This window comes from Campylobacter sp. RM16187 (assembly GCF_025319965.1).
In the GTDB taxonomy this organism is placed as follows: Bacteria; Campylobacterota; Campylobacteria; order Campylobacterales; family Campylobacteraceae; genus Campylobacter_A.
This window is the reverse complement of record NZ_CP012549.1, coordinates 111,550-137,245: the sequence shown is the minus strand read 5'-3', so window position 1 is coordinate 137,245 and position 25,696 is coordinate 111,550. Positions and strand designations below refer to the sequence as shown.

The following is a 25,696-nucleotide window of genomic DNA, read 5'->3' as shown; positions in this document are numbered from 1 at the left end:
TAACCTCGTTATTTAAAGCTTTTCTCCAAAACTTTATCGATAAGCCCATACTCTTTGGCTTCAAACGAACTCATGAAAAAGTCGCGATCGGTATCTTTGGCAATCTTGCTTAGTTTTTGACCTGTATTCTTAGCCAAAATAGAGTTTAAAATCTCTTTCATACGCAAAATTTCTTTCGCTTGTATCTCTATATCAGTCGCTTGTCCTCTAGCGCCGCCAAGTGGTTGGTGTATCATGATGCGAGAATTTGGAAGCGCATATCTCTTGCCGGGCGTTCCGCAACTTAGCAAAAACGCCCCCATTGACGCGGCTTGACCTATGCAGATCGTGCACACATCGGGTTTTATGTAGTTCATTGTATCATATATACTAAAGCCACTTGTGATAACTCCGCCCGGACTATTTATGTATAGGTAGATATCTTTATCCGGATCTTCAGCTTCTAAAAACAGCATTTGAGCCACGATAGAAGAGGCTATACCGTCTTCTATCTCTCCGCTTAGCATTACAATGCGATCTTTTAAGAGGCGAGAGTATATATCATAGCTTCGCTCGCCTTTGCTTGTTCGCTCGATTACGTATGGGACGTAATAGCTCATTTATCCGCCTTTTTTGTTGTCTTTTTCTCAGCCTTTGGCTCGTCTTTTTCTTTAGCTGCTTTCTTAGGCTCCTTTTCAGCTTTTTCTTCTTTTTTATCAAACATCTCGTTAAACAGCTTCTCCTCTATCATTGACATCTTGATAGCAGGCAGAACTCCTTGATTTTTGTAGTTTTCAAGGTGTTGCTTTGGATCAAGTCCTGATCTGTAAGCCTCAAAATAAACAGCCTGGATAAGCTCTTGATCGCTTACCGCTACATTTCTTTTTCTAGCAAGCTCATCTATGATAAATGTTAGTTTTACGCTCTTTTGGGCGTCTTCACGAAATGTCTCGCGCTTTTTAGTTAGAGTGTCTTTATCGTCTCTAAAGCTCTTCATCTCATCTTCGCTAAAGCTGTTCCACGCGCCGCGGAATTGCATATCTATCTCTTGCTCTACGATGTTTTTTGGTATATCAAATTTATACTTTTTCACGATAGCTTCTGCAAATTTCGGCTTAAGCTCTTCGTTAACCAGCTTGTATTGCTTATCGGCCCTGATTTGATCTTTGATTCTCTCTTCAAGTAGCTCAACGCTAGCGTTTTCTTCATTTGGCATAAGTTGTTTTAGTAGCTCTTCATCTATCTCTTTAGCTATGTTTTTGCCTTGAATTTCGTGTAATTTCACTTTAAACACAGCCGGTTTGCCCGCTAAATTTGGTGCACCGTACTCAGCCGGGAATGTTACTTCCACATCTTTTTCTTCACCGACTTTTAGACCAACCATACCGTCTTCAAATCCGGGTATAAACTGACCTGAACCGATCTCAAGCACATATCCTTCAGCCTTGCCGCCGTCAAACGCAACGCCGTCTACAAAGCCCTCAAAGTCAAATTTAGCAAAGTCGCCTTTTTCTAGCTTTTTCTTATCAACTTTCTCAAGCGGAGCTACCATCTTTAAAAGCTCGTCTTTTTTCTCGTCAATCTCTTTTTTCATAACGCGAGGAGTTGAAAATTCAGGTATAAGCTCTTCGTATCCGTCCAAATTTACGACAGGTTTAAATGAAATTTCTATCTCGGTATCGATAGCGCCCTCTTCTCTTTCGAATTTTATAAACATCGGCTCGCCGATAACCTCATCTGTTTTTCTATTAAGCTCTTTTAAAGCGGCGTCTATAAGATCTTTTAAAGCGTCTTGTTCCGCATCGCTGGTTAGCTCTTTTTCGTATCTTTTTAAGACTAAATTTACAGGCACTTTACCAACTCTAAAGCCTTCCATTTTCATATTTTTAGCTGCTTTTTTAGCAAGATTTTCAAGCTTTGATTTTATCTCTTCGCTTGAGATTTTAGCCGTTACCGAAGCATTGGCAGTGTCTATAACTTTGGTTTTGAGTTCCATTTATTTCCTTTTAAAAATAAAAATTTTCTAATGAATATATCAAATTTTTCCTTATTACTTGTATAAATTTCAAATTTATCAATGCAAAAGGCGCTTTAATGTAAAATATCACTAAATTTTAAGGAAATCGAAAATGCAAGAAAACCGGCAAAAAATTAGCTTTGAAAACTCGGTTAAAAACATGCTTGAGATAATCGGCGAAGATGTAAATCGCGAAGGACTTATCAAGACTCCCGAGAGAGTTTTTAAAGCGTTTAAATTTCTAACTCAAGGATATGAGCAAGATCCAAAAGAGGTGCTTAACGACGCACTTTTTGAAAGCTCAAACAACGAAATGGTTTTGATGAGAGATATTGAGTTTTACAGCCTTTGCGAGCACCATCTGCTTCCTATAATCGGGCGCGTTCATGTGGCGTATATACCAGACGGCAAGGTTGTGGGACTTAGCAAGCTTCCTCGCATGGTAAATATCTTTGCCAGAAGGCTTCAAATTCAAGAGCAGATGACCGAGCAGATCGCAAGCGCCATTCAAGAAGTCATCAAGCCAAAAGGTGTTGGCGTGGTGATAGAAGCAAGGCATATGTGCGTGGAGATGAGAGGGGTTGAAAAGATAAACTCAACCACAACCACTTCGGCATTAAGAGGAATTTTTATCAAAAATGCAGATACCAGAAGAGAGTTCTTCGCTCTCATAAATTCTCCAAAAGAGGTGAGATTCTAGTGGCTTTAGAACGTCTAAAATCCAAACTAAGCTCAAATTTATCCCTTTCAAACGTCTTTGGCGTTATAAATAAAATTTCATCAACCACGATCGAAATTTCAGGACTTAAATCAAGCATAGGCGACATCGTGCAAATCGTTGCTCGCGATAAAAGCAAAAGAGGTCTTGGTATGGTAACTGAGATCAATCAAGATAGCGCTGTCATCTCGCCATTTGGCTTTGTCGAGGGCTACAAGATAGGCGATCTTGTCTATCTTAGCGACCAAGGCATGAAAATTCCGGTCGGTGACGCCCTACTTGGACGTGTTGTGGATCCATTTATGAGCCCAAAAGACGGCAAAGGTGCTATATACACGGATGAGTTTGTGCCCATCATGAAAGCTCCGATTGACGCGATGAAAAGAGGTCTTATAAATGAAATTTTTAGCGTCGGAGTTAAGAGTATAGACGCGCTTTTAACCTGCGGTAAAGGGCAAAAGCTTGGAATTTTTGCAGGAAGCGGAGTTGGTAAAAGCACTCTAATGGGAATGATAGTAAAAAATTCCGAAGCGCCTGTTAAAGTAGTAGCACTCATTGGCGAGAGAGGTCGTGAAGTGCCTGAATTTATCGAAAAGAACTTGCACGGCGATCTAAGTAGTACGGTTCTAATCGTAGCAACAAGCGATGATAGCCCGCTTATGCGAAAATATGGTGCGTTTTGCGCTATGAGCGTGGCGGAATACTTCAAAAACCAAGGCAAGGATGTGCTATTTATCATGGATAGCGTGACGAGATTTGCCATGGCGCAGCGCGAGATAGGTCTTGCGCTTGGCGAACCACCTACATCTAAAGGCTATCCACCTTCAGTGCTTACACTGCTTCCTCAGCTTATGGAGCGGGCGGGCAAAGAGGAAGGCAAAGGCTCTATCACGGCGTTTTTTACGGTTTTGGTTGATGGTGATGATATGAGCGATCCGATAGCCGATCAAAGCCGCTCGATACTGGACGGTCACATCGTGCTAAGCAGGGAGCTAACGGACTTTGGAATCTATCCGCCGATAAATATCCTAAACTCGGCTTCGCGTGTGATGAACGATCTAATCACGCCCGAACATAAGGCAAACGTAGCTAAATTTAAGAGGTTTTATTCGCTAATAAAAGAAAATGAAATTTTGCTTCGCATCGGAGCTTATCAAAAAGGCAACGACAAGGAGCTTGATACCGCTATCTCAAAACGCGAATTTATAAATGAATTTTTAAAGCAAGATGAGGATGAGGGCTTTAGCTTTGAAAGAAGCGAGGCGATGCTAAGGGAGATAAATTAAGCGGTTGGATTTGGACAGAATTTGTGTAAATCATAAAAATTTGTAATATAATATGAAAATTTGAGTTAGATAGATAAAATATAGATAAATTTAAAGCGATGAAATGTTACTGATATATCCATTTTACTTTATACTTTGCGTTTTTGTATTTATTGTTATGGTAAAGGGGGCGAATTTTAACAAACTCACAAGCTCTCTCGTGCTTATCGTAGCTCTTGTGGTGCCTTGGAGCTGGTATCTTGTCGCAAAATTTCTTACCGTGTCTTACTGCGAAACGGCTAAAAATTTCATGACAGAGCTGCCTGAAAACTCAAGCTTTTTATTTACGGACTCAAAGTTATTTAACGAGGCTGATTTTTCTTGCTTGAAAGCGGGCAAAAATGCAAGAGTCGGCTTCATAAGAGGCGATAATATAAACGTCATTACCTGCGATCCGGAGAGCAAAAACATAATATCTCTAAGCGGACACACACTGTTTGACTACAACATCACTACCGAAAAAATAGGCTTCTTGCCGTTAATGCAAAAATTTATAGACGGCAAAAGAGTTGTGGTGATAAATAACAAAACCCAAGAGACGGTTGCTTCAAATACGTCGATTAAAAATATGTATTCTGATGCATTTTTAAATAAAAGAAGCGGCGAGTTTTTATTTCAAACCAGCGAAGCGTGTGGCGATAGCGCAAGGTTTTACGATAAGCTGTTTTACTAAAGATAAATTTTATAAAACCGGCAAATTTCAAGAATTTTGCTTTGTAAAACTTAAGAAAATCAATTAATTTTAAAAGCATTACATCTTAAAGAGAAGCCGAGACAGCTTAAACTTCGAATAAATAGTAAATTGATAAAGAATTTCAATATAAATTTAATATCAAAATCACACCAAATTTGAAAAAATTAAGCCCAAATTTTAAACTAAATTTTATGCAATTTGTTATAATATCCTGAAAAAATAAAAAAGGATAAAATCTATCCTAATTAAAAGGTAAAAATTTGAGAGTTTATTTAGATAATAACGCAACTACGATGGTTGATCCTGAAGCTTTCGAGCTGATGAAGCCGTTTTATTGCGAAAAATACGGCAATCCAAACTCCCTTCATAGATTTGGAAGCGAGACGCATCCAGCTCTTCGCCGTGCCATGAATCAGCTCTACACTGCGCTAAATGCTCGCGATAAAGACGATATCATAGTGACAAGTTGCGCGACTGAGAGCAACAACTGGGTGATAAAGGGCGTGTTTTTCGATCATATGTTAAATAAAGAAAAAGATCATATCATCATTAGCTCTGTCGAACACCCTGCAACAAGCGCTGCGTGCGAGTTTTTAAAGCAGTTTGGCATAAGAGTAAGCCATATCCCGGTAGATGAAAACGGGCTTTTAAATCCGGACGATTTAAGAAAATTGATAGATGATAAGACCGCTCTTGTTAGCGTAATGTGGGCAAATAACGAAACAGGAACGATATTTCCTATAAAAGAGCTTGCGGCTATCGCGCACGAAAACGGAGCGCTATTTCACACCGATGCCACTCAAACGGTAGGGAAGATAAAGATAGACGTTCAAGATGTGAATGTTGATTTCATGAGCTTTTCGGCGCATAAATTTCACGGTCCAAAGGGTATCGGAGGGCTTTACATCAAAAATTCTCAACCGCTTACAAGCCTGCTTCACGGAGGCGAGCACATGGGCGGCAGACGAAGCGGAACGCTTGATGTAGCAGGCATCGTCGGTATGGCTCAAGCCCTGGAAAATAGCAATAAATTAATAGAATTTGAAAACCTGCACGTTAGAAGACTAAGAGACAAACTTGAAGACGCACTACTTGAGATACCTGAAATTTCAGTTGTCGGAGATAGGGCTCACCGCCTTCCAAACACGATATTAGCGGCAGTTAAAGGTGTAGAAGGCGAAGCTATGCTTTGGGATCTAAACCAAGCAGGTATTGCTGCTTCAACAGGCTCGGCATGCGCAAGTGAAACGCTTGAGAGTAACCCTATCATGGAAGCTATCGGAGCCGATAAGGAGCTAGCTCACACCGCTTTGCGTCTATCGCTTTCTAGGTTTACCACAGAAGAAGAGATCGACTACGCGATAGTGCATATCAAAAAAGCGGTTGAGAGACTAAGAGCTATTTCAAGCACATTTGCTTATACGCCGCAAGGTCATATAAGCGGGCTTTAATAAAATTTAGAAATTTAAAAAGAAAGAGAGCTGATTTAGCTAAATAGCTAACAGGTCTCAAAAGGAATAAAATGGCAAAACACGATTTAATCGGCGGCTCTATTTGGGATGAGTACTCACAAAAAGTTCAAGACCTGATGAACAGCCCTCGCAATATGGGACAAATCACAGAAGAAGAGGCAAAAGAGCGCGGCGGCAAGCTGATAGTAGCTGATTTTGGAGCTGAGAGTTGCGGCGATGCGGTGAGATTATACTGGCTGGTAGATGAAAAGACCGACATTATCATGGACGCGAAATTTAAAAGCTTTGGCTGTGGCACGGCGATAGCAAGCTCGGACACTATGGCTGAGCTTTGTATAGGAAAAACGGTTGATGAAGCGGTTAAGATCACAAACATAGACGTAGAAAAAGCGATGCGTGATGATCCTGACACTCCTGCGGTTCCACCTCAAAAGATGCACTGTTCGGTTATGGCTTATGATGTTATCAAGGCGGCTGCAGCAAGTTATAAAGGCGTGGATCCTGATCATTTTGAAGATGAGATCATCGTATGTGAGTGCGCCCGCATAAGCCTTGGCACGATTCGCGACGTTATTAGGATGAACGACTTAAAAACGGTTGAAGAGATAACTCAGTACACAAAAGCCGGTGCATTTTGTAAATCATGCATCAAGCCCGGCGGACATGAAAAAAGAGAGTATTATCTGGTGGATATCCTAGCTGAAACTAGAGCACAGATGGAAGCTGAAAAGCTAAAAGCTATTGCAGATGCTAAAATTTCTGGCAATGATTCTGATCTAGCGTTTGAAGAGCTTACGGTAGTTGGGCAACTTAAAGCGGTTGAAGCCGTAATAGACGCTGAAATTCGCCCTATGCTTATGATGGATGGGGGCAATATGGAGATCCTTGACATCAAGAAAAACGACAAAGGCATCATCGATATCTATATCCGCTACCTTGGAGCATGCTCGGGATGCGCAAGCGGAGCAGGCGGAACGCTATATGCGATAGAGTCCGTCTTACAACAAAATTTAAGTCAAAACATTAGGGTTTTACCTATCTGATTTAATACACACTAACGGCTTTGGAGTTAAATTTGACCTCCAAAAGCCGTTAGTTTATCTTCTTAACCCCTCAAATTTCTCATCAAGCGCCCCAAATTTCAAAGCCTTGGATATAGCTAGCCTAAATTTAGATATATAAATTTATATTAAATTTTAGATTTGAAATATTTATTTTGAACATTTTAGCGATGAAATAGCGAATTTACCGAGCTTTTAAAATATTATCAAAAATCAAATTAAATTATTTTTCTATACAATTTTATTTTAAGTTTTGGTAAAGTTTAGGCTGTTAAGATTTTACCAAGATTTAAAAATCGAACTAAGAACAAAGGATTTAAAATGTCATTCAGCGCAAGAAATCAACTTCAAGCAGAGATTGTTGAAGTAAAAACAGGTGTGGTTAATTCACTAATCGTAAGCAAGCTAAAAGGCGGCGAGACAGTAAAAGCTACAGTAACTGTTGATTCGGAAAAAGCTCTTGATCTTAAAGTAGGTAAAAAAGTAGTTTATCTTTTCAAAGCCTCAAGCATCATCGTTGCAAAAGGCAACAACGAGCTTAAACTAAGCGCAACAAACCAAATCAAAGGCAAGGTTGCTAGCGTTAAAGAGGGTGCTGTAAATGCTGAGATAGCTATCGAGATAGCCGGCGGAGATAAGCTAAGCGCTATCATCACAAACGAATCTGCTAAAAACCTAGCTCTTAAAGCCGGTGATGAGGTAGTTGCGGTTATTAAAGCAAGCCAAATCATAATCGGCGCTTAATTGATATAAAATTTGTCCGTGCAGAGTTACACGGACTTTCTTTTCATAAATTTATCTTAAATTTTACCTCTAACTTATTAAAATAAAACACAAAATATAACCGATTTATTATTCGTTGCAAAATCCAAAATATAATTTTAAGAAATTATTTTAAAGGATTGCAGATGAAAAATTTGATCAAACTATCCGCCATTGCAGCGCTTTTAGTAAGCTTTGGCTACGCGCAAAACTACGTAGTAGACCACGCTCACAGCACGCTAGGATTTCAGGTTAAGCACCTTAAGATAGCCAAAGTAAACGGCAAATTTAAAGCTTACGATGCTAAAGTTGATTACGACAAAGCGACAAACGAGCTAAAAGCTCTTGAAGTAACAATAGACGCCAAATCCGTAGATACGGATAATCAAAAACGCGATGACCACCTATTTTCAGAGGATTTTTTTGATGTGAACAAATTTGATAAGATCACGTTTAAGATGACCAAATTTGAAAAAGAGAGCAACGACGAAGGTAAAATTTACGGCGATCTAACTATCAGAGGCGTGACAAAGCCTGTCAAGCTTGACTTTGAATACGGCGGCGAAAACAAAGATCCAAAAGGCAACGAGAAAATCGGCTTTAGTATAAGCGGCGATCTAATGAGAAAGGATTTTAACGTCGGCACAAAATACGCAGACGCTATGATATCTGAAAAAGTAAAGCTTCAAATAGATGTAGAAGCCGCGGCAAAATAATCAAACAAGCCAAATTTGACCTTGCGATGAGGTCAAATTTGCTTCATCTCCTAGTTAAATTTGCAACTCAAATTTCAAACATCAACTCGCACAAAAGCCCAAAGCATAGGCTCGTTTTTAAGCTCGTATCCATTGTGAAAGTAGCTTGCCAAACGCTCTTTTTCAGCCTCGCTTAGCTCTTTTCCTACGCCCCAAGTTACCTTTTTGATAAGCTCATCAGCACTTGTTGCGGCGGTGTGTTTGTTTTCGCTCTTTATAAAATCAAGCTTTGGCAAATAGCCCATCTGCGCCAAGATATTTACGAGATAGATATAATCAGGCTTTGGCTCGACCTCCTTCTTCATCACACGCAAAATTTCCTCATCCACGAAGCTTGCTCCGACTTTAAAAGTTATATAAACAGCCTTTTTTGCCTTTGATATGAGCTTGGCAAGTGCGCCGCGCAAGTCATCCACTTCAAGGCATCTTGACGCAAAGACAACATCACAAATCGGCACATCGCTCCAGTCATCCTCAAACGCTTTTTGAGCGGTTTTGATATTGCTCAAATTTAACTTATCAGCGTTTGATTTGGTAAATTCAAGCATATTTTTTGAGTAGTCATAGGCATATACGCTCTCAACTTTAGGCGCAACCTTTAAGCTAAGAGTTCCAGGCCCGCAACCAAAGTCAAGCACGCTCTTAACTGCGTTAAAATCAACCCTACTTAAAAACTCATCTATATAAATGCTCTCGTGCACGCTTTCATTTATGCCCGCAGCCTTGTTGTCCCAGTCTTCCACGCTCTTTGAGCCAAAGGAGCTTTTTGCACGCTGAGCCTTATAAAGTTCGTTAAAATCTATCTCGTCATAGTTTGATTTCAGTATCATTTTCTCTCCTTAAATTTATAGCCTATCTTTGTATTTTTCGTAATTTACCTCATAAATTTTATCGATATTTTCGGCATTTATGAGCTCTTCGCTGCTTCCAAAGCTTAAAATTTTGCCATCTTTTAAAAATAGCACCAAATTTGAGACAAATTTCGCATGTCTCGGATAGTGCGTAGTCTGCACGAAAGTGTAGCCGTCATCCTTTAGCATCTTTATCATCTCTAAAAGCTTTATCTGATTGCCAAAATCAAGCCCGTTCGTAGGTTCATCCATAAATATCACCTTTGCACCCTGAACCAGCGTGCGCGCGATATATGCAAGCTGCCTTTCACCGCCGCTTACTCGAGTATATGGCTCATCTCTTAGCTTTAAAATTCCCATCTTATCAAGCGACTGTTCGGCTAAAATTTTATCGCGCTTAGAAAAATTTGAAAACAGCGGCGTCCTACAAAGCGCGCCCATCAAAACCACGTCAAACACGGTATATTCGTATGACGGCGCGTGAGTTTGAGGCACGTAGGTTATAAGGCTTGCAAGAGAATTTTTAGAGTACTCTCTTACGCTTTTGCCGACCACTAAGACTTCGCCCTTAAATTTTAAAAACCCAAGCATGATACGAAGCAATGTGCTCTTGCCGCTTCCGTTTGCTCCAAGTATGCTTAGCGTGTCGCCTTCGTTTATGCCAAAGCTGATATCATCAAGTATTATGCGATCTTTGTAGGCAAAGCTTAAATTTTTAACCTCAACCAGCATCAAAAACTCTTTTTAGCGCGGCGCAAGATGATGATAAACATCGGAATTCCAAAGAGCGATGTCACTATGCCGATAGGAATTTCAAATGTAAATATAAGGCGCGAAAAGCTATCGCAAAATAGCAAAAATATCGCTCCGATCATGGCTGAACTGGTTAGCACGGCTCTATTATCCGCGCCATAAACAAAGCGCGCGATGTGAGGGACGATAAGTCCTATCCAGCCGATGATACCTGCGATCGTGACACTTAGAGCGCTCACAAAAGTGGCAACTAAAATGACAAAAATTTTAACTCGCATGACATTTACGCCAAGGCTTTTAGCCTCTTCTTCGCCAAGACTTAGGGCGTTTAAGTATTTACCGCAAAGCGCAAGCAAGATGATACCCGCAAACATCGGGATGATCGAAATTTCCATAAAGCTTTTTGAAGCAAAGCTAAGGCTTCCCATGAGAAAATAAGTTATCGCAGGCAGGCTGTCATTAGGATCTGCGGCGTATTTTAGAATTGAAAGCAAAGAGGTAAATAGCGAGCCGCTGATAACACCGCCAAGAACTAGCACTATGACGCTTCCCGAGCGAGAATAAAGTGCCGAGATAAGAAGCGAGAACACAACCGCTAAAAAGCCAAAAGCAAAAGTACTAAGCTGAACCAGCACGTCGCTAAGGCGAAAAAACATTCCAAGCGCCGCGCCAAAGCCCGCACCCGCAAGCACTCCAAGGATCGAAGGCGAAACAAGCGGATTTACAAACATCGCTTGATAAGCAGCACCCGAGATCGCAAGGCTAGCACCGATTAGCAAGCAGGCTAAAATTCTAGGAAAACGAATTTCAGTTAGCAGCGTGTGCATGATCTCAAATTCTTTTAAATCGCTTCCGCTTAAAAGCGCGGCAAAATACTCTATGTATTCGCTTGCGCTAAAGCCGTATTTGCCAAGCAACAAGGAACCAAAAATAAATAATATCAGCAAAGAGAGCAACAATAAAAAGGATTTTTTACTCATCTATTTGCTCTTGCCTAGAATTTTTCCTATCTGCTCATCATTTAGCTCAAGTCCTAAAAATAGCTTATAAAATTCACGAGCTTCACTTACTATATCAAATTTAAACGCTTCGGGATAGGCTAAATTAATAAGCCATTTGATACCCAAAAATCTCATAAATGAAGGCGGACGATCAAACCAGCTAAATGGCTCTCTAGGGATATAATATACTTTTTTATTTTTTACCGCGTCAAGCAAGGCCCATTTAGGATCGCTGTAAATTTTGTCGTAAAAATCTCTTTCATAGACTAAAACCATATCCGGCTGATACTTTAAAACCTGCTCAAAGCTCACTTTAACGCGCCCATAAGCACTGCTTTCTTTTTCGCACTTATGCACGACCTCTGCGCCGCTTAACGGTATTAAGATCGCGTGCTGCGAACCCTCACACTCCGTAGATAATCCATCTGAGCCCTGAGCGTAATAGATTCTAAGCTTTTTAATATTGTTTGTTTTTAGATATTCATTGATCTTGCCGCTTAAATTTATAGAATTTTGTGCATAGTCAATCAACTCTTTGGCTCTTTGCTCTCTATTTAAAACCTTACCTAAAATTTGCCAGCTTTTTAGATAGTCTTCCAAACTGGTTCCGCTCAAATATAACATTGGTTTTTTGATAGAGCCAAAAATTTCTGTCATCTTTTTGACATTTTTTGAGCTTGCATTTACCAATATTAGCTCAGGATCAAGACGCAAAAGCATCTCTACGTTTGGAATTTTACCCTGTCCGAAAAATCCACCGACTACAGGCTGGGTTAAGACGTAATCTTTTAAATAAGGTCTTTCGTAATTATTCCACTCGAAATTTACACCGCTAATTTTTTCAGGAGCAAGGGCATACAGCAGATATAAAAGCGTAGGATTGCTTGCATATACACGAGTCGGTTCCTTAGTTAAAATTTCAAAATCTCTGCTATTTTGAGAGATAAACTGATCTATCTCCGAACTACTCATGGCGAAGACGAATTTTAAACATATCAATAGTGAAATCAGAATCTTTTTTAGCATGATAAAGCCTTTATTGAATTTGGAAAATTGTAGTTAATTTACCCTTTTATATTACTAAAATATAAAACTAAATAACTATAAAAAGGGCTTAAAATGCTATCTTTAAGCCCTTAAAGTATTAAAATTTATATTTAATATTAGAGAAAAATACCCTACCTTCTTCAGGAAATCCCTCTCTATACTCGTAGTTTTTATCAAATAAATTTGATACACCCGCATCTATACTTAAATTTTCTGTCGGCTTATAAATAAATTTGACATGAGTCAAACCAAACCCATTTAGCTTAGTATCCTCATAAGATCCTGAATATCTGCTAGATACAAACTCCTCAGATGCATAAACGCTAAATTTAGGTAAAATTTTAAAATCTATATAAGCAAACGCTTTGTGTTTTGGAAGATCGTAAATTTTCTCATTTTTGTTTTTATATTTTGCACTAATATATGAGTAGTTTCCTCCAATCTCCAAGCTATCTGTAGCAAAATAAGTGGCTCCTAGCTCAAAGCCTTTATACTCTGCTTTATCCACGTTTTGAGCTTGTCTTGTCTTATTTTTTAACATAACATTGCCTATGGCATCTTTAACTTTTGAGTAAAAGATCGAACCTTCAAGTCTTAGAGTATCGCCAAAGCTTCTTGCATAACCTAATTCATAGTGATTTGCTATTTCAGGTTTTAAGAATGGGTTTGGGGTATTTCTTCCAAATCTTTCGCTATATCTCTCTTTCATACTAGGAAAATATGTCTTTTTTGCATAGCTTAAACTTAGCTCATCCATTCCATTAAAGCTATGTTTAATGGCGGCTTGATAGTTAAAAGAGTGTCTCTTGCCGACTTCAAAGTCAAACAATCTATTCTTGCCTCCAGATAGTGGCTTGCCATACTCTTGAGCTTTTATGGCATCTCTTGTATCATAGCTGATACCTAGAATCAGTCTTGTCATATCGCTAAATCTATAAGTATTTTCAAGACCGAATGTATAGGTCTTGTCTTGATATGTTTGCACCGGCTCGCCATCATCATGCTCTTTATGCTCATCAAATTTATAACTTGTAGCAAATTTAAGAGTATTGTTATCTGCTATATCGCCGCCTAGTTCAAGGCCAAATCCGTATGAGTAGTCTTTATAATGGCTACCAAAAGTTTTTTTAGTATAGATCTTATCTTTGTATGAATTCAAATCATTTTTATATGTGTCATAAAAAGCCTTTGTATTCAAATAAAGCTTGCCAAATTCTGTATGAGAAAGCCAGTAAACGCTCTCTTTATCCCACATAGGCCAGTCCCAAAATCTATCAGCAATCTTATCTTTAGGATATTTTCCTGCATAAGGAGGCTGCTCTTTTTCGCCCTTTTGATTGACATAGGTTATGGCATACTCATCGGTTTGATTTGGAGTAAAGCCGGCCTTGATATGCACTTTTCTGTCTCTTTGAACAGATTTTTCACGTCTATTGCCATCTTCGTTACCTTTAGCATCTTTTACAAAGTCACTTGAAAGCTGTTGACCATTATCTTCCATAAAGCTTAAGCCAGCTTGCACATAGAATAGTTCTTGGCGAGTTCCTATACTATAATCAATGTTATTTCCTATAGTTTTGCTGCTCTTGCCAAGCTCAACGCCATATCCTATACTGCTCTCAAACTCTTTAGTAGGCTTTTTAGATATAAGATTTATGGCTCCACCCATAGTATTTGCACCGTAAAGCACAGAACTTGAACCCTTAGAGATATCTATACGAGATAGATCAAAGGTAGTAAACCTTCCAAAATCCGAGTTTCCATCGTATGGATTATAAACAGGTATTCCATCTATAAAAAGCGGAACTCTACGAGCGTCAAAGCCTCTGACATAGAAATTTTGCTCAGCCCTTGGACCCTTTTTATCAACATAGACTCCAGGTGTCATATAAGCTACTTCAGATAGCCTCTTAACCTGATTTTTTTGCATCTGCTCACTATCTACCACAACTACGTTGGTATCGCTTTTTTGGCTACCTCCTACAAGTTTAGATACGACTTCTACCTGACCAAGCTCAAAAACTTCGGCATGAAGCGCCAAAGCAACACTACAAGCAATCAAAACTGTTTTTTTCATTAAAACTCCTATTATAGATTTTTTTATATTTCTAAAAATCCTTTTACAATGAGGTTAAAAATATAAAATATTAAAAAATAATTTTATTTTATAAATATTTAAAAGTAGCTAAAACAAAAAATACTGAATTAATTTATAAATATAGCCTGTAGAAGATTTATGAATAAGGCTATATATTGCAGCTTTTTAAGTCCAAGCTCTTTCCGACAAATTTCCTCTCTATAATCAAAACAAGAGCATAAAAAATCTTCTCATCGTTTAGCTTGGCAATTTGTCTTAGAGTTTGATCTTTTCCGTTAAGTTTCACTTCACCCTTTCTTAAAATATCTACCAACTCGTCAGCATCTAAATTTAAAATACTTGCGACACTACTTATAGTGTGGTCTTCAAGAGCCATAATAAGTCTATCCATATTGCAATAGGATGGATTTTTTCGTTTCAAAATCACATCTAAAAATTCATTTGCAAGCTTTACTAGCTTTCTTCTCTTTATAATTATATGCAAAACAGCGATTACAGCGATACTAAAACCACAAATTTTATGCAAACTCATAAAAAATTCCGTGTAGTCCCCATTTGCAAATTTAAATCCCGAATATGTCAAAATAGAGATTCCTAAAAACAAGAATACAATAAGTAAAAATTTATAAACTATCTTAATTTTAAACATTCAAAGCTCTCCTTGCTCCATCTTCTAAAAAGACAGTTATAGCAACTCTTCGGATCACTATCTACAAGTTCATCCTCGTCGCTATCGGTTGTAAAAAACTCACACTTTACTGCTATTTGTCTAGCATTTTCATAAGAAAATTTGCCAAATAAAAAAACTCCGTCTAAGCTAAAATTTTGAAATTTATCCATTAAAATTCTCTAAGCTCTTCTATATCGTATGGAATAAATTTTCTATTTTTATCAGATTTCACAAGCAAAACCGCTTTAAAATTTTTAACTATCAACTTTAGTTTCGATTTTGTCAGTATCTTTTCGTTTTTATCAACGAGATTAAAATTTTCATCCAAAACCTCATCGCAAAAGCCTAAATCCAAAAGCTCTTTTACGCTCATCTCATCTTTTGACATCTTGGTTTTGCCTTTAACTCTACCGTCGTTACCATCAAGCCTTAAAGCCATACCGCCAAGCGCCCCTATGATACCATGGCCTGTGTTTTTAAGCTCTTTTAGATATATATTTTGTCTGGACGCCTCACTGTAAGCTTCATCTTTTGTTATGTATTCAAATTTGGCTCTCTTGCCAAATTTGATAAACTCATTTAGATTTGAAATTTCATCTTCAAAGGCTATCGCAAATCCCGGTTCAGAGCTTGGAGCGCTCTCTTCTATTAGTAGTTTTTCTGCAAATTTGATTACTTTAGCGAATTCCTCTTCATCCAAATTTGTAGTAAAACACATGGAGCTATTGTGTGAGGTATAATTTATTCGCTCATCTATAAAGAGTTGATGACGACTCACGAAAGAGCATGGTGAAAAATTACTATCTATAAATTCAGCAATCATCTCGGCAAGTATTCCGGTAGATTTAGGATATCCTATCTCATCGGTATCATCTATACTTATATAAACGACTCTTCTCATAAAATTTAAACCTGCATAAAAATAATATTTATATTTTAAAATTTGTTTAGTAGATTTTTGCTGAATTTAATTTGAAAAAATATCAAATTCACACTTATATTGTAAAATACTAAAAAATCAAAAAAGGAAAAATATGTCTTTTCAAGAAATTTTACGCAAATCAACCAAAAAACTTCTAATAACAATTGCTTTAATAGCTCATCTAATCTTAGCCATCATAGTAAATTACTCTTTTCCGCATTACGAAACGGCTCTGATAACCGGAGGAGAGGTAAAAAGAGTGGATAAGGACGGTCTAATAAGTGGAGAAAATCCTGCGGATGGACCGACTAGAGATGTATATTTCATATACACTCAAGAGATAAATGGCACAAAAGTAATGACTTATAGAAACGAGGATACCGGATTTGGTTTTCCATTTTATTTAAAATTTAATTCAGCCGATCTTCAAGCAATGGCGCAAAGTTTTGCGATAAGCCAAAAGAAAGTGCAGATAAAATACTATGGATGGAGAATAACAGTATTAGATAAATTTAGAAATGCTGTTTCAATAAAAGAGCTTAAAAACAGTGAAACCGGATCAAATCCTATTATGAGCTATATATTTTATGCTTTAATCTTCGCATCTTTTCTATTTTTCGTTTTCTTTACAAGAAAGATATTCGACAAAGGTATTAAGGCTTGATATTGTCAGGCGAAACAGGCTTACCCAGCAGATATCCCTGAGCATACTTTATGCCAAATTTTTTAACCTCAGCTAAAATTTCAGGAGAGCTTACAAACTCGGCAACCACATTATACTTTTGTCTATTGGCAAAATCTATAATAGTTTGAACTAGATATCTAGCGTTTTTATCAAATGGAAGCTTTTTGATGATAGAGCCGTCTATCTTTATAGTGTCTATATCAAGTTCTAAAATCCTATAGTAATTAGAATATCCGCTTCCAAAATCATCAATTGAAATTTTGGAGTTATAGCTATGAATTTTATTTATAAATAAATTTACCGCCTCATAGTCATCTACACCTTCTGATTCTAAAATTTCAAAATAGACGTTTTCTGGGTATGAGCAAATTTTAAGCTTTTGCTCTATCATATCTCTAATCTGAACATTTGCTATATCGCTATTTGATAGGTTCATTGAAAATCTAATTTTAGGGAATCTCTCCACAAGTCTAAATACATGACCTATAACTTTTTTAGTTATATCATTATATAAAGAAATTTTCTTAGCAATATCTAAAAATTCGCCAGGATAACGAATTTTGCCATTTTCATCCACAAGGCGAACCAAAACTTCATAATAGTTTGCCTTTGGCTCACTATCTGAGTCTGAAGATATATCATATATGCCCTGACACTCAACTATAACAGTATCGTTATATATAGCATATTCTATAATTCTTGACATTATCTGGTTTTGATAATACTGCTGCTCTACAGAGCTATTTTCATTATAATACACTACGGGTTCACCACTATTGGTAGCCTCATAGTGAGCAAGCATAGCTTGAGTAAGACGGTTAGTTTGAATAGTGTCCCTATCAAGACTAACACCTATGATCATCTTGATGTTTGGTATAAATTCTTTTCTGTCATCCACGACAATAGATAGATTATTTCCTTTAAAATAATCCCGTATATTTTTTATATCTCTCTCGACAGACTCTCCGTCGTACCAAATACAAAACTCATCTAACTGAACTCTATATATAGATGCTGGTATATCATAAGTATCTATACAAAGCTTTATAGTTTTGGCAAAGGACTCTATAATAAGATCCACCGTTTGAGTCTTGTAAAAAAATCTAAAATCCACAAAGTGACTAATATTTACATATATAAGCATTCCGCTTGGATACTCGTTAAGCTTTTGAGTGAGGGCAAAATAGCTACCAAAGCCGGTTAAGTTATCAAAAAATGCCATGTCTCTTAGCTTTTCTTCTTTTTCCTTAAGCTCTTTTTCTATCATAACCTCTTTTGTCTTGTCAAGTTTTACCGACAGATATCCGTCCTTATTACCATCGGCATCAAACAACGGTAAAAACATTACTTTTTCTATCAACAAATCTTTATCTTTTGTTAAACTTATTAACTCATCACACTCCCAAATCTGATTATTTTTCAAGGAATTTGTAATGCTTTTATAAAATTCACTGCTATGTTGGTGAGATTTTAAAATATTAGCATCTTTGCCAACAACCTCTTCAAGATTATAGCCTGTGGTCTGTTCAAATATCTTATTTACATACTTTATCTTAGTATTTAGATCTGTAAAAACTATTGAGCCAAAGCTATTGTCAGTAGCTTGTTGCAAGTCATTTAGATGTTTTAATATGCTCTTAGTTTTTGAATAAGCCAAATAGATCAAAAATATTGATATTCCTATAAGTGCAAAAAACAACATAGTCAAATTTTTTAAATTAGTAGCAGCTATGCTCATATAGGCCCTATTTCCGTTCATCAATATACTAAGCTCTTTTTCCATATAAAGTTCTTGAATACGTTTAAAAATACCTTGAGCACTCTCATAATATTCTATAAGTCTACTAGCATTTTTTAAAAATTTAATATCATTTTGATTTAGATTATTCTCTGATAAATTTTTGGCTACAAGTTCTTTTGTTTTACTCAAATCGGTATTGATGTCATATTTAAATAGCAATATATTTGACATTATAGTATTAAAATACCTACTCTGTTTTAACTCTTCAAACGAACTAAAAAGTATGTCATCATAGATCAAATTTGCAAATATAGCGGTTGAATTAAATTTATCTATAAGTTCGACTTTCTTTTTAAATGTTTGCTTAATGTCTTGAAAAAATTTCATACCGGAAACAATCTCTCTAAAAGCATGTAAGTTTTGCATCCTTAAAGTATCTTTTAAGCCATTATCAAAATTCGCAAGAAGCTCCATAAGCCTATCATAATCAGAGTATAGGAATGTTTTACCGAGCATAAAGTCTATATCCCTATTTATATCTATTAAATTTATTACTGATTCTTTTAGACTATAGCTAGAATTTACATTTTCGTTTGCCTTATATACTATCATTCCACCGATAAATATATTTAAAAACATAATTAAAAATAGAACTTTATATAATACAATTTTATTTCTCATTTTAAAATTTCCGGATTATCGCCATCTAGAGTTAGTAAAAATTTATATATCAACTCTATTTGTTCTTGATTTATTTTATTTTGCATTCTTAAGTTAGCAATATGCCCTATCGTCTCTCTTAAATCATAACAGGTTCCATCATAAAAATACGGAGCGGTCTTTGATATGTTTCTTAGTCCGGGCACTTTATATTTGCCAATATTAGTTACATTTTGGTCTAAATTACAATCAAGCTGCATATCATAATATACATTAGAACCCAAATTTACTCCGCTATGACAATTGATACAGCCTGCTTTTTTAAAAAGCTCAAATCCTTTTTTTTCATCTTCTGAAAAAACAGCTTTATCTCCGCTTATAAATTTATCAAATTTTGAATTTGGAGTTAATAAAGCCTTTTGAAAATTTACTATAGCATCAACTATATTATTGAAAGTAACCCCATCTTTATAAAGAGTTTTAAATTTATGTTTATAATGAGGATTTAAACTTACCTTTTCTACAACAAGCTTTTCACTGCTACCCAGCTGATTTATGTCGACTATGCTTTCAATCACTTGTTCTCTGATATCTTTAATTCTTCCGTCTTTAAAAAATAAATAATTCAAAGCAGAATTTAAAACAGTAGGAGAATTTAATGTCTGCTTAAATGATATTTTTATATTTTTTACACTAGTGCCGCTTGAGTTCCAATATAGATTATGACATTTCTCACAAGAATCAGTTCCACTTGCACTAAGCCTAGTATCTTGAAATAAACTTTTACCCAGCTCAGCCTTTTGTTTATCATAATACAAAGGTTTGATAGGTGTAAATTGTGAAGCTAGGCAAAATTCTATGAATATAAAAAATAATATAAAAAGCCTTGACATTACTTATAAGACCTTGCTTAATAAATTTCTACTAAATTATAGCCTAAAATACCAAAAGCTTCATTGAAGATGTTACTGTTTCCGTTACTTTTCCATCTTTGCAAATGCTCAAAAGCTCATCTTTTACCTTTTGTTTATTAAATTTGAGATTTCCGATCTCTAAATGCCAGATCATATCTTCATACATTTTTTCAAGACTTATATCCCTTGTTCTCACTTCATTAAAAACATGTGACTTGACAGGAATTTTTAACATATCCAAGTGGTATTCAAAGTAAGGCAATCTCTCGCTCCACTGACGTTCTCCGTAAATTTTATAAAATCTCTCAAGCACACTCGAATGTCTTTGCTTATTCCACCACATAAAAACTCGCTTTTTGCCGGTGCGAATAAATTTATCAAGCCCTTCTATGCTGTTTATCGCCGGACTCATCGTGCTAAAAGCGATATCGTAAACATTATCCTCATTAAAGTCATCCCAACTGCTCTCAACTACTCTTAAATTTGACACACCAAATTTATCAGCATCCTCTCTCATGCACTCAAGCATCTTAGTCGAGAGATCAAGTCCTGTTACGTTTTTACACAAATTTGATAGATACAGAGTATAAACACCTGTTCCGCACCCTACATCTATAAGTGTTTTATCATTAAAATCTATACCAAACTCATCAAGTTTATTAAAAAATCTTCTTTGAAATTCGTTAAGTTCGCCCTCATATCTTGAGTAATTAGCCGCTTTTTTATCCCAAGAGCTCTTCATAAAACCGCCTTTTTAAAAATTTGAGTTACAATTGTATCAAACAAAAGGACAAATATGAGAATTTTTAGCTACAAATTTAAAGTAGGCAAAGAGGCCATAGACATAAACAACCACGCAAACAACGCATACTATCTTATCTGGATGCAAGAAGCGGCTTTTGCGCACTCAAATTTCGTGGGAGATACATTTGAAGAGCAGCTTAAAAACAACTCGACTTGGGTTATAAAACGCAACGAAATCGACTATTTAGAGCAAATTTATTTAGGCGACGAGATCGAGATAAAAACATGGACAAAGCAGGCTAGAAAAGTTAGTTCAAACAGATTTTACGAATTTATAAAAGACGGCAAGATCATAGCTAAAGCCATAACCACTTACGTATATTTTGACCTTGACAAAAAGCGTCCAAAGGCGATCCCCGATCATCTTGCGGAGCTTTACGGCGAAGAGGACGAAGCCTAAAAACACTCGTCGCAAATTCCTTTTACAACTACGCTTTTAACGTTATTTTGGCTTATTTTTGGCATCTTGATATTTGTCATCTTATGGCATACATCACAGACGAAATACGCCTTAGCTCCGTTTGATAGTTCATAGAAATTTTTATGGTTATTTTCGCTTTTTATCACTATGTCATTTGCTTCAAAAATATCCATACAGCGATAAAATGTCGTCTTGTTAGCATCTACTTTGCTTAAAATTTCATCGTAACTCAAAGGAGACTGCGCCTCTTCTAAAATTTTTAAAATTTGCAGTCTAAGCGGAGTGAGTTTGATATTGTGCTTTTTTAATAGCTCTACTGCTTTCATTTCACTCCTTTTATTTAAAATTTATCGCTATCATATCTTAAATTTCTATAATATTATGTTAATTTGCAACTAAGTTGCTTTCGCTATACTTCGCTAAAAATTTGTGAAAAAGGTTTGAAATGAAGAAAATTTTAGCTTTTTTATGTCTTGGCGCGCTTGCGTGCTTTGCAAAACCTGTCGTTAGCGTAAGTATACTGCCTCAAGAATTTTTCGTAAAACAAATTGCAGGCGACACGGTTGAAATTAACACCATGGTCTCTCCGGGAGCCGATCCGCACACTTACGAACCAAAGCCAAAGCAGATGAAAGCGCTTGAAAACAGCAAACTTTATTTTGCCATAGGCATTGAGTTTGAAGAGGCTTGGTTGCCGAAATTTCAGCAGTCGTTTCCAAAGCTTAAATTTATCTTTACTCAAAAAGGAGTAGAGAGAGTGGCGATGCAAGAGCACGATCACGATGGGCACGCACATGAGAAAAAAGAGCATTGCCACGAGCACAACGGCAAGGTTCACTGCCACAGCCACGACGGGCTTGATCCGCACATCTGGCTTGATCCTGTGCTTGTAAAGACTCAGGCTAAAAACATCCTAAACGGACTTGTTAGAGTTTTTCCCGAGCATAAAGAGCTTTACAGCGCAAATTACGAGAAATTTTTAGTTAAACTCGATGAGCTTGATAAATTTATTAAAGACAAGCTTTCAAGCCTTAAAAACCGCGAATTTATCGTATATCATCCATCTTGGGGATATTTTGCAAAGCGCTATGATTTAGAGCAAATTTCTATCGAAGTTGAAGGCAAAGAGCCAAAGCCCGCTCAGCTTAAAGAGATCATCGAAGAAGCAAAAGAGCACGGCGTAAAGGTCATCTTCGTAGCGCCTCAGTTTTCTAAAAAATCGGCAAATTTAATCGCAAAAGAGACAGGTGCAAAGGTAGTTGAGATAGATCAGCTCCCGCTTGACTGGGAGGCTGAGCTTAAAAAGACAGCCGAAATTTTTGCTAAGAGTCTTTAATGATGAAATTTGGGCGCATACTGGCCGCATTAACGCTTTTTGCGTCCATCGCCTACTCATGCGCACTTTGCGCGCTTTACACGCCGACCGCTCACGCACAGATCAAATTTGACGCTTGGAGCGACACGCTTAAAACAGCTACGATAACATGGACGTTTTCAGAAAATTTCACCGAGCTAACCATGCAAGGATACGACGAGGACGCCGATAAAAAGCTAAACGAAAAAGAGGCTTGGAACGTCCAAAAGTCCTTGCTTGACTACATCGTGCCGCGCGGGTATCTTACTACGGTTAGCTTTTATGACGGCGAGGGTGCGAGCGAAAATTTATTCGTAAAAACAAAGAGCCAGCGCGTTTATATCGAAGAAAACAGGCTAAATTTCGAGTATGTTTTGGAGCTAAATTTAGAAATTTTGCCTCGCCGCGTAGTTGTATTTGAGATAATCGATCGCGAAGGATTTTTTAACTTCAAAATCGCAAACGACGAGCCTTACAGGCTAACAGAAGCTATTTTTATGGTGCCAAATTCAAATTTAAACACCGCTTTTTTTGAAATGAGCGAGCAAAAACCAAAGGTCCCAAACAAAGACAAACCCGAGCTCAGCTCGCTTGTAAAAAACAAAAATTTAGAAGAGATCGACGCCATAGACGAAGCCAAATTTAACTCTCTTGCGCGCACTACAGTGGGTTTTCTAGACAAGCTAAAAGAGCTCATCAAAGAAAACTCAACCACATTTGAAGCCTCAAAATTTGCTCTTATCATGCTTTTTAGCTTCATCTACGGCTTTTTACACGCTGCGGGTCCCGGGCATGGCAAACTGCTTACGACTTCGTATTTTGCCGCAAGCGGAGGCAGCTACTTAAGAGCGTTTGCATTTTCGCTTAAGATCGGAGTTTTGCACGTGCTTGGCGCGCTCATGCTTGTTTGGATCACGATGAGCCTGCTTGAGAGCTTTGCCGCTCACGTGGCAAATTCGGCCGCAAATTTGACGACTAAGGTCTCAGCCGTCATCATCATAATGATCTCTGCTTATATGATATTTACAAAGTTAAAATCACTAAAACCAAAGGTTCACAACTACAAATTTAGCCCTCACAAAGCAGACTGCGGATGTGCGACATGTAAAGCCATGGAAGCTAAGCCAAAGAGCCTAAACGAGTGGTTCGTAGCGCTTGCAGCCTCGCTTGTGCCGTGTCCCGGCACTATCATCGTCTTTATACTTGCATTTAGCTTAAATAGTTGGTTTATAGGCGTGATGAGCGGCGTTTTTATGGCGCTTGGCATGAGTTTGGTTATATTTATCGCAGCAGTCTTTGGCACAAAGGTAAATGCGCTCTCAAAATACAAAAATTTAAAAATTTACTGCGAATTTTTAGCTCTTTTAGTGATGTTTGGCTTAGGAGTTTTCATGCTTTTGATAGCAGATAGGATCTCGGTGCTATGAACGGAGTTAAGATAGAGAATTTGTCGTTTGGATACGATGAAAATTTGATATTTGAAAAGATAAATTTAAGCTATGACATCAAAGATTTTCTAGCTATCATCGGTCCAAACGGCGGTGGCAAGTCCACTCTGCTTCGGCTTATGCTAGGACTTTTAAAACCGACAAGTGGGGAAATAAAAATATTTGGCAAAAACCCGAGCGAAGTTAGCAAGGCCGTAGGATACGTGCCTCAAAACATCTTCATAAACGCAAATTTTCCGATGAGAGTTTTAGAAGTGGTACTCATGGGGCGAATCGATAGGAAAATTTTCGGTTTTTATACGAAAGAGGATAAGCTAGAAGCGATGAAAGCGCTTGAAAAAGTCGGTATGAGCGAGTTTGCAAACTCCCGCATAGGCGAGCTCTCAGGCGGTCAAAGGCAAAGAGTTTATATCGCCAGAGCGCTTTGTGCAAAGGCTAAAATTCTCATGCTTGATGAGCCAACCGCAAGTATTGACACCAAGGGGCAAGCTGCGATTTATAGCCTGCTTAGCGAGATAAACAAAGAAGGAATCGGCGTGATTTTGATAAGCCATGACGTAAATATCGCGCTTAGCTTCGCTACTAAAGTTGCCTACGTAAATCACAAAATTCACATGCACGATATCACGCCTGATCGCTCAAAGCAGGAATTTATCGCTCATCTTGCAAGAGAGCATAAGCATTTTTGCGATGTTGAGATCGCGCTTAAAGAGTGCGGATGCGAGAGCTTAGACAAAGGGCAAAAATGCTAGAAGCGCTGAATTTGGAATTCATGCAAAACGCCCTTATGGCAGGGCTTTTAGTCAGTATCGCATGCGGAGTTATCGGCTCGCTTGTGGTGATAAATCGCATGGTTTTCATCGCGGGAGGCATAGCGCACGGAGCTTACGGCGGACTTGGGCTGGCGTTTTATTTCTCGCTTGAGCCGCTTTTGGGCGCAAGTGGATTTGCGATATTTCTAGCGCTTTTGATAGCCACTATCACGCTAAACGATAAGAGCAAAATGGACTCCGTTATCGGCGCACTTTGGGCGTTTGGTATGGCGTTTGGTATCATACTTATCGATCTTACACCGGGATATAATGTAGATCTCATGAGCTATCTTTTTGGCTCGATTTTGGCTGTGCCTGATAGCGATCTAGTCTTTATGGCGGCGGTTGATTGTGTCATTTTGCTTATAGTGACGCTGCTTTACAGGCAGTTTGAAGCTCTTAGCTTTGATGCGGAATTTGCCAAGCTTCGCGGAGTAAAAACCACGCTTTTATACTATGTTTTAGTTTGCATGATGGCGCTAAGCGTAGTTATGACGATACGCGCGGTGGGGCTTATCCTAGTCATCGCGCTTCTTACTATACCGCCATATATCGCGCAAAATTTCTCTAAACGCCTTGGCGCAATGATGCTAAACGCTACTGCTATCTCGGCTGCGTTTTGTATATCTGGGCTTTGGCTTAGCTTTGAAGCAAATTTAACTAGCGGAGCTAGTATCATCCTTATAGCTTCGATCTGCTTTTTTATATTTGCGGCTATAAACAGGCGCTAAA

The 25,696-nt window shown here is 37.7% G+C and carries 27 protein-coding genes; 13 read left to right on the top strand and 14 right to left on the bottom strand.

Annotation, left to right across the window (positions count from 1 at the left end):
- Window positions 1–8: 8 nt before the first annotated feature.
- Window positions 9–599: an ATP-dependent Clp endopeptidase proteolytic subunit ClpP gene (gene clpP, locus CDOMF_RS00860; RefSeq protein WP_169943013.1), complete on the bottom strand. Its 591-nt coding sequence runs from the start codon at window positions 597–599 to the stop codon at window positions 9–11.
- Window positions 596–1,975, bottom strand: a complete 1,380-nt coding sequence (gene tig, locus CDOMF_RS00855; RefSeq protein WP_260952030.1) for a trigger factor — start codon at window positions 1,973–1,975, stop codon at window positions 596–598. The genes clpP and tig overlap by 4 nt, the downstream gene beginning before the upstream one ends.
- Before the next feature lie 133 nt (window positions 1,976–2,108).
- On the opposite strand from tig, the gene folE reads away from it, so the two are divergent.
- The 7 genes from folE to CDOMF_RS00820 all read left to right on the top strand — a co-directional run bounded on the left by folE (window position 2,109) and on the right by CDOMF_RS00820 (window position 8,744).
- Complete coding sequence (gene folE, locus CDOMF_RS00850) at window positions 2,109–2,696, top strand: GTP cyclohydrolase I FolE (protein WP_169943015.1); 588 nt, start codon at window positions 2,109–2,111, stop codon at window positions 2,694–2,696.
- On the top strand, window positions 2,696–4,000 hold the full coding sequence (gene fliI, locus CDOMF_RS00845) for a flagellar protein export ATPase FliI (protein ID WP_260952029.1): 1,305 nt from the start codon (window positions 2,696–2,698) through the stop codon (window positions 3,998–4,000). The genes folE and fliI overlap by 1 nt, the downstream gene beginning before the upstream one ends.
- A 103-nt stretch (window positions 4,001–4,103) precedes the next feature.
- The gene (locus CDOMF_RS00840; protein ID WP_260952028.1) at window positions 4,104–4,712 is read left to right on the top strand and encodes a hypothetical protein; all 609 of its coding nucleotides are present in this window, start codon (window positions 4,104–4,106) and stop codon (window positions 4,710–4,712) included.
- A 281-nt stretch (window positions 4,713–4,993) separates the two neighbouring features.
- Window positions 4,994–6,184: a NifS family cysteine desulfurase gene (locus CDOMF_RS00835; RefSeq protein WP_260952027.1), complete on the top strand. Its 1,191-nt coding sequence runs from the start codon at window positions 4,994–4,996 to the stop codon at window positions 6,182–6,184.
- Between the two features lie 71 nt (window positions 6,185–6,255).
- On the top strand, window positions 6,256–7,248 hold the full coding sequence (locus tag CDOMF_RS00830; RefSeq protein WP_260952026.1) for an iron-sulfur cluster assembly scaffold protein: 993 nt from the start codon (window positions 6,256–6,258) through the stop codon (window positions 7,246–7,248).
- A gap of 339 nt (window positions 7,249–7,587) precedes the next feature.
- Window positions 7,588–8,010, top strand: coding sequence for a TOBE domain-containing protein (locus CDOMF_RS00825; protein ID WP_260952025.1), 423 nt, complete (start codon window positions 7,588–7,590; stop codon window positions 8,008–8,010).
- 164 nt (window positions 8,011–8,174) lie between these two features.
- Window positions 8,175–8,744: a YceI family protein gene (locus CDOMF_RS00820; RefSeq protein WP_260952024.1), complete on the top strand. Its 570-nt coding sequence runs from the start codon at window positions 8,175–8,177 to the stop codon at window positions 8,742–8,744.
- A gap of 74 nt (window positions 8,745–8,818) precedes the next feature.
- On the opposite strand, the gene CDOMF_RS00815 is transcribed toward CDOMF_RS00820, so the two are convergent.
- The 8 genes from CDOMF_RS00815 to CDOMF_RS00780 all read right to left on the bottom strand — a co-directional run bounded on the left by CDOMF_RS00815 (window position 8,819) and on the right by CDOMF_RS00780 (window position 16,104).
- The gene (locus CDOMF_RS00815; protein WP_260952023.1) at window positions 8,819–9,613 is read right to left on the bottom strand and encodes a class I SAM-dependent methyltransferase; all 795 of its coding nucleotides are present in this window, start codon (window positions 9,611–9,613) and stop codon (window positions 8,819–8,821) included.
- A gap of 15 nt (window positions 9,614–9,628) precedes the next feature.
- Entirely contained in the window at window positions 9,629–10,366 is a 738-nt protein-coding gene (locus tag CDOMF_RS00810) for an ABC transporter ATP-binding protein (RefSeq protein WP_260952022.1), read from the bottom strand.
- Entirely contained in the window at window positions 10,366–11,367 is a 1,002-nt protein-coding gene (locus CDOMF_RS00805) for a FecCD family ABC transporter permease (RefSeq protein ID WP_260952021.1), read from the bottom strand. The genes CDOMF_RS00810 and CDOMF_RS00805 overlap by 1 nt, the downstream gene beginning before the upstream one ends.
- On the bottom strand, window positions 11,368–12,414 hold the full coding sequence (locus tag CDOMF_RS00800) for an ABC transporter substrate-binding protein (RefSeq protein ID WP_260952020.1): 1,047 nt from the start codon (window positions 12,412–12,414) through the stop codon (window positions 11,368–11,370).
- Between the two features lie 118 nt (window positions 12,415–12,532).
- Window positions 12,533–14,512 (bottom strand): TonB-dependent receptor plug domain-containing protein, encoded by a 1,980-nt coding sequence (locus CDOMF_RS00795; protein WP_260952019.1) that lies wholly within the window; start codon window positions 14,510–14,512, stop codon window positions 12,533–12,535.
- 169 nt (window positions 14,513–14,681) lie between these two features.
- Window positions 14,682–15,182 carry a chemotaxis protein gene (locus CDOMF_RS00790; protein ID WP_260952018.1) on the bottom strand — a complete coding sequence of 167 codons (501 nt, stop codon included), beginning with the start codon at window positions 15,180–15,182 and terminating at the stop codon, window positions 14,682–14,684.
- Window positions 15,164–15,373 (bottom strand): molybdopterin biosynthesis protein MoeB, encoded by a 210-nt coding sequence (locus CDOMF_RS00785; protein WP_260952017.1) that lies wholly within the window; start codon window positions 15,371–15,373, stop codon window positions 15,164–15,166. The genes CDOMF_RS00790 and CDOMF_RS00785 overlap by 19 nt, the downstream gene beginning before the upstream one ends.
- Window positions 15,373–16,104 carry a hypothetical protein gene (locus CDOMF_RS00780; RefSeq protein WP_260952016.1) on the bottom strand — a complete coding sequence of 244 codons (732 nt, stop codon included), beginning with the start codon at window positions 16,102–16,104 and terminating at the stop codon, window positions 15,373–15,375. Before CDOMF_RS00780 ends, CDOMF_RS00785 begins: the two co-directional genes overlap by 1 nt.
- Before the next feature lie 133 nt (window positions 16,105–16,237).
- On the opposite strand from CDOMF_RS00780, the gene CDOMF_RS00775 reads away from it, so the two are divergent.
- The gene (locus CDOMF_RS00775; protein ID WP_260952015.1) at window positions 16,238–16,789 is read left to right on the top strand and encodes a DUF1523 family protein; all 552 of its coding nucleotides are present in this window, start codon (window positions 16,238–16,240) and stop codon (window positions 16,787–16,789) included.
- On the opposite strand, the gene CDOMF_RS00770 is transcribed toward CDOMF_RS00775, so the two are convergent.
- The 3 genes from CDOMF_RS00770 to CDOMF_RS00760 form a co-directional block, all read right to left on the bottom strand.
- Window positions 16,779–19,232, bottom strand: a complete 2,454-nt coding sequence (locus CDOMF_RS00770) for an EAL domain-containing protein (RefSeq protein WP_260952014.1) — start codon at window positions 19,230–19,232, stop codon at window positions 16,779–16,781. The two genes, CDOMF_RS00775 and CDOMF_RS00770, sit on opposite strands and share 11 nt — an antisense overlap.
- Window positions 19,229–20,029 carry a cytochrome-c peroxidase gene (locus tag CDOMF_RS00765; protein ID WP_260952013.1) on the bottom strand — a complete coding sequence of 267 codons (801 nt, stop codon included), beginning with the start codon at window positions 20,027–20,029 and terminating at the stop codon, window positions 19,229–19,231. Before CDOMF_RS00765 ends, CDOMF_RS00770 begins: the two co-directional genes overlap by 4 nt.
- A 118-nt stretch (window positions 20,030–20,147) precedes the next feature.
- Complete coding sequence (locus tag CDOMF_RS00760; RefSeq protein ID WP_260952012.1) at window positions 20,148–20,867, bottom strand: class I SAM-dependent methyltransferase; 720 nt, start codon at window positions 20,865–20,867, stop codon at window positions 20,148–20,150.
- Window positions 20,868–20,921: 54 nt separating this feature from the next.
- On the opposite strand from CDOMF_RS00760, the gene CDOMF_RS00755 reads away from it, so the two are divergent.
- Complete coding sequence (locus CDOMF_RS00755) at window positions 20,922–21,329, top strand: acyl-CoA thioesterase (RefSeq protein WP_260952011.1); 408 nt, start codon at window positions 20,922–20,924, stop codon at window positions 21,327–21,329.
- Here the strand turns inward: CDOMF_RS00755 and CDOMF_RS00750 are convergent.
- Window positions 21,326–21,676 carry a Fur family transcriptional regulator gene (locus tag CDOMF_RS00750; protein ID WP_260952010.1) on the bottom strand — a complete coding sequence of 117 codons (351 nt, stop codon included), beginning with the start codon at window positions 21,674–21,676 and terminating at the stop codon, window positions 21,326–21,328. The two genes, CDOMF_RS00755 and CDOMF_RS00750, sit on opposite strands and share 4 nt — an antisense overlap.
- Window positions 21,677–21,795: 119 nt before the next feature.
- Between CDOMF_RS00750 and CDOMF_RS00745 the strand changes: the two genes are divergently transcribed.
- The 4 genes from CDOMF_RS00745 to CDOMF_RS00730 are packed head-to-tail and all read left to right on the top strand — an operon-like array spanning window position 21,796 to window position 25,695.
- On the top strand, window positions 21,796–22,686 hold the full coding sequence (locus tag CDOMF_RS00745; RefSeq protein ID WP_260952009.1) for a metal ABC transporter solute-binding protein, Zn/Mn family: 891 nt from the start codon (window positions 21,796–21,798) through the stop codon (window positions 22,684–22,686).
- Window positions 22,686–24,131 carry a HoxN/HupN/NixA family nickel/cobalt transporter gene (locus CDOMF_RS00740; protein WP_260952008.1) on the top strand — a complete coding sequence of 482 codons (1,446 nt, stop codon included), beginning with the start codon at window positions 22,686–22,688 and terminating at the stop codon, window positions 24,129–24,131. The genes CDOMF_RS00745 and CDOMF_RS00740 overlap by 1 nt, the downstream gene beginning before the upstream one ends.
- Window positions 24,128–24,904, top strand: a complete 777-nt coding sequence (locus tag CDOMF_RS00735) for a metal ABC transporter ATP-binding protein (protein WP_260952007.1) — start codon at window positions 24,128–24,130, stop codon at window positions 24,902–24,904. Before CDOMF_RS00740 ends, CDOMF_RS00735 begins: the two co-directional genes overlap by 4 nt.
- The gene (locus CDOMF_RS00730; RefSeq protein ID WP_260953103.1) at window positions 24,898–25,695 is read left to right on the top strand and encodes a metal ABC transporter permease; all 798 of its coding nucleotides are present in this window, start codon (window positions 24,898–24,900) and stop codon (window positions 25,693–25,695) included. The genes CDOMF_RS00735 and CDOMF_RS00730 overlap by 7 nt, the downstream gene beginning before the upstream one ends.
- The last annotated feature ends 1 nt before the right edge of the window (window position 25,696 follow it).